Source organism: Streptomyces sp. NRRL B-24572 (assembly GCF_002156145.1).
Classification (GTDB): Bacteria; Actinomycetota; Actinomycetes; order Streptomycetales; family Streptomycetaceae; genus Streptomyces; species Streptomyces vietnamensis.
On record NZ_MWIG01000368.1, the window covers coordinates 1 to 3433 of the forward strand.

At 71.7% G+C, this 3433-nt stretch carries 3 protein-coding genes and 1 pseudogene; all 4 read left to right on the top strand.

Features of this window, described 5'->3' with window-relative positions:
• Positions 1-360, top strand: a pseudogene (locus CCN56_RS22170) (phosphoesterase); the annotation flags it as partial.
• A gap of 43 nt (positions 361-403) precedes the next feature.
• Positions 404-2623, top strand: a complete 2220-nt coding sequence (locus tag CCN56_RS22175; protein WP_086829334.1) for an NADP-dependent isocitrate dehydrogenase — start codon at positions 404-406, stop codon at positions 2621-2623.
• A 118-nt stretch (positions 2624-2741) separates the two neighbouring features.
• Positions 2742-3032, top strand: a complete 291-nt coding sequence (locus CCN56_RS22180) for a hypothetical protein (protein WP_086829336.1) — start codon at positions 2742-2744, stop codon at positions 3030-3032.
• Between the two features lie 88 nt (positions 3033-3120).
• The coding region (locus CCN56_RS44745; RefSeq protein ID WP_306300619.1) for an RNA polymerase sigma factor at positions 3121-3433 on the top strand (313 nt) is incomplete at its 3' end.

The following is a 3433-nucleotide window of genomic DNA, read 5'->3' on the forward strand; positions in this document are numbered from 1 at the left end:
CCCGGCCCGCGACGCGGGCCCGGCCCGCCCGGCCTCCCGGCGACCGTCCCGCTCGCCCTCCTGGCCCTGGCCGGCCTCGGCGCCGGGATCTGGCTGCTCGGCGACACCCTCGCGCTGCCCGCCACCGCCCCGTACGACCCGGCCCAGCTCCGGCTCGCCCACCGCTGCGGCCAGGCCCTCGCCGCGGGGGTGACCGCCGCCGCCGGACTGGTCCTGCTCGCCGTGCTCCGCCGCGTCGACGTGGACGGCCCGCCCGCCCCGTACCGGCTCGGCGGGCCCTTCGTGGAGGCCGCGGGCGTCCCGCACGACAGCGAGCTCGTGGGGCCCTTTACCGAGGAGCACGATCACGAGATATCTTGATGTCGAGCAATCTCGCATACGCAGACGTGGAGCGGAGCACCCGGTGACTGACTCGACCATCATCTACACCCACACTGACGAGGCGCCCGCCCTGGCGACGTACTCGTTCCTGCCCGTGGTCCAGGCGTATGCCTCGCAGGCCGGCGTCACGGTCGAGACGCGTGACATCTCCCTCGCGGGCCGCATCATCGCCGTCTTCCCCGAGTTCCTGGAGGAGGGCCAGCGCATCGCCGACGCCCTCACCGAGCTCGGCGACCTGGCCAAGACGCCCGGCGCCAACATCATCAAGCTGCCGAACGTCTCGGCGTCCATCCCGCAGCTCAAGGCCGCGATCGCCGAGCTCCAGGCGCAGGGCTACGCCCTCCCGGACTACCCGGACGACCCGCAGACGGACCAGGACAAGGACGTCCGCGCCCGTTACGACAAGATCAAGGGCTCGGCCGTCAACCCGGTCCTGCGCGAGGGCAACTCCGACCGCCGCGCGCCGGGCTCGGTCAAGAACTACGCCAAGACCCACCCGCACCGCATGGGCGCCTGGACCCCCGAGTCCAAGACGAACGTCGCCACGATGAGCGAGAACGACTTCGCCTCCACGGAGAAGTCCACCGTCATCGCCGCCGACGACACCCTCCGCTTCGAGTTCACCGCCGCCGACGGCACCGTCAGCGAGCTCCGCGAGCCGCTGAAGGTCATCGCCGGCGAGGTCGTCGACGCCGCCGTCATGCGCGCCGCCGCCCTGCGCACCTTCCTCTCCGAGCAGGTCGCCCGCGCCAAGGCCGAGGGCGTGCTCTTCTCCGTGCACCTCAAGGCCACGATGATGAAGGTCTCCGACCCGATCGTCTTCGGCCACGTCGTCCGCGCCTTCTTCCCGAACACCTTCGCGAAGTACGGCGAGGCGCTCGCCGCCGCCGGCCTGTCCCCGAACGACGGCCTCGGCACCGTCCTCGCCGGCCTCGACGCCCTTCCGAACGGCGCCGAGATCAAGGCCTCCTTCGAGACCGAGCTCGCCGAGGGCCCCGCCCTGGCGATGGTCGACTCCGACAAGGGCATCACCAACCTGCACGTGCCGTCCGACGTCATCGTCGACGCCTCGATGCCGGCCATGATCCGCACCTCCGGCCACATGTGGGGCCCGGACGGCCAGGAGGCCGACACCCTCGCGGTCCTCCCGGACCACAGCTACTCCGGCGTGTACCAGGCCGTCATCGAGGACTGCCGCGCCCACGGCGCCTTCGACCCGGCGACCATGGGCTCCGTCCCGAACGTCGGCCTCATGGCGCAGAAGGCCGAGGAGTACGGCTCCCACGACAAGACCTTCGAGATCGCCCAGGCCGGCACCGTCCGCCTGATCGACTCCGCGGGCAACGTCGTCCTGGAGCAGGAGGTCGCCGAGGGCGACATCTTCCGCGCCTGCCAGACCAAGGACCTGCCCATCCAGGACTGGGTCAAGCTGGCCGTCACCCGCGCCCGCGCCACCGGCGCCCCGGCCGTCTTCTGGCTGGACGAGAACCGCGGCCACGACGCCCAGATCATCGCCAAGGTCAAGCAGTACCTGCCGGAGCACGACACCGAGGGCCTGGACATCCAGATCCTGTCCCCGGTCGAGGCCACCAAGTTCTCCCTGGAGCGCATCCGCCGCGGCGAGGACACCATCTCCGTCACCGGCAACGTCCTGCGCGACTACCTGACCGACCTCTTCCCGATCCTGGAGCTGGGCACCAGCGCCAAGATGCTGTCGGTCGTCCCGCTGATGGCGGGCGGCGGCCTCTTCGAGACCGGCGCCGGCGGCTCCGCCCCGAAGCACGTCCAGCAGCTCGTCAAGGAGAACTACCTCCGCTGGGACAGCCTCGGCGAGTTCTTCGCCCTGGCCGCCTCCTTCGAGCACCTCGCGACCAGCACGGGCAACACCCGCGCCCAGGTCCTCGCCGACACCCTCGACCGCGCCACCGGCACCTTCCTCAACGAGGACAAGTCGCCGACCCGTCGCCTCGGTGGTATCGACAACCGCGGCAGCCACTTCTACCTGGCCCTCTACTGGGCCCAGGAGCTGGCCGCCCAGACCGAGGACGCGGAGCTGGCCAAGGCCTTCGCCCCGCTCGCCGAGACGCTCACCGCCAACGAGCAGAAGATCGTCGACGAGCTGATCGCCGTCCAGGGCTCCCCGGCCGAGATCGGCGGCTACTACCAGCCCGACCCGGCCAAGGCCGCGGCCGTGATGCGCCCGTCCGCCACGTTCAACGAGGCCGTCGCGTCCCTCGCCTGATCCGGCGCGGACCGTCGTCCGCCCCGGCGCGCGCCCCGTACCGCCCCGGCCGGAATCCCTCCGGCCGGGGCGGTCCCGTCGGTGGCGCATCTCACCCACCGGTGTGACCCTGGAGGGCATGAGCTGGGCATCTTGGACGACCGCCGGTGTCTACACCGGGCGAGGTGGGGTGCTGACCGACGAGGCGGGTGTCCTCACGGGCGATGTGACCGTGCACACGACGTTCGCCGATCGCGAGGCACGCGTGGCCGTGCAGTACAGCGGCGCATCCGACTGGTTCACCATGTCGGGCAGTCCCGTTCCGTGCGAATCGGAGGAGGAGAGCCGAGAGCTGCACGACGCCGTCGTGGCGGCCGTCCGGGAGGGGAACGGGGCCACGGTCCCGAGCCTCCCGGTACCCCCGAGGTAGCCGCCGCCCGTAAGAAAGTGTTATCCCTCCCGTGCCCACGGGTCTCCCGACGACGGGGGACTCGGTCCAGGGATGAGGGAGCAGATCCATGCACAGCGACGAGCGACGCACCACGGCCCTTGTGGAGGCGGCCAGGGCGGGTGACGCGGACGCCAGGGACACGCTGGTCCGCGACCACCTTCCGCTCGTCCACAACATCGTCGGCCGGGCCCTCGACGGCCACGCCGACACGGACGACATCGTCCAGGAGACGATGGTCCGTGCCCTCGCCGGCCTCGCCGGCCTCCGCGACCCCTCCCGCTTCCGGTCCTGGCTCGTCGCCATCGCCATGAACGGGATACGGCGCCGCTGGCACGAGCACCGGCGGGCGCCCGTGCCCGGCCTCGACCGGGCCGCGGACC

What these genes read in the sequence shown, in the direction of transcription:
- CCN56_RS22180 (WP_086829336.1), top strand. Translation starts at nt 2,742, where the DNA reads ATGAGCTGGGCATCTTGGACGACCGCCGGTGTCTACACCGGGCGAGGT.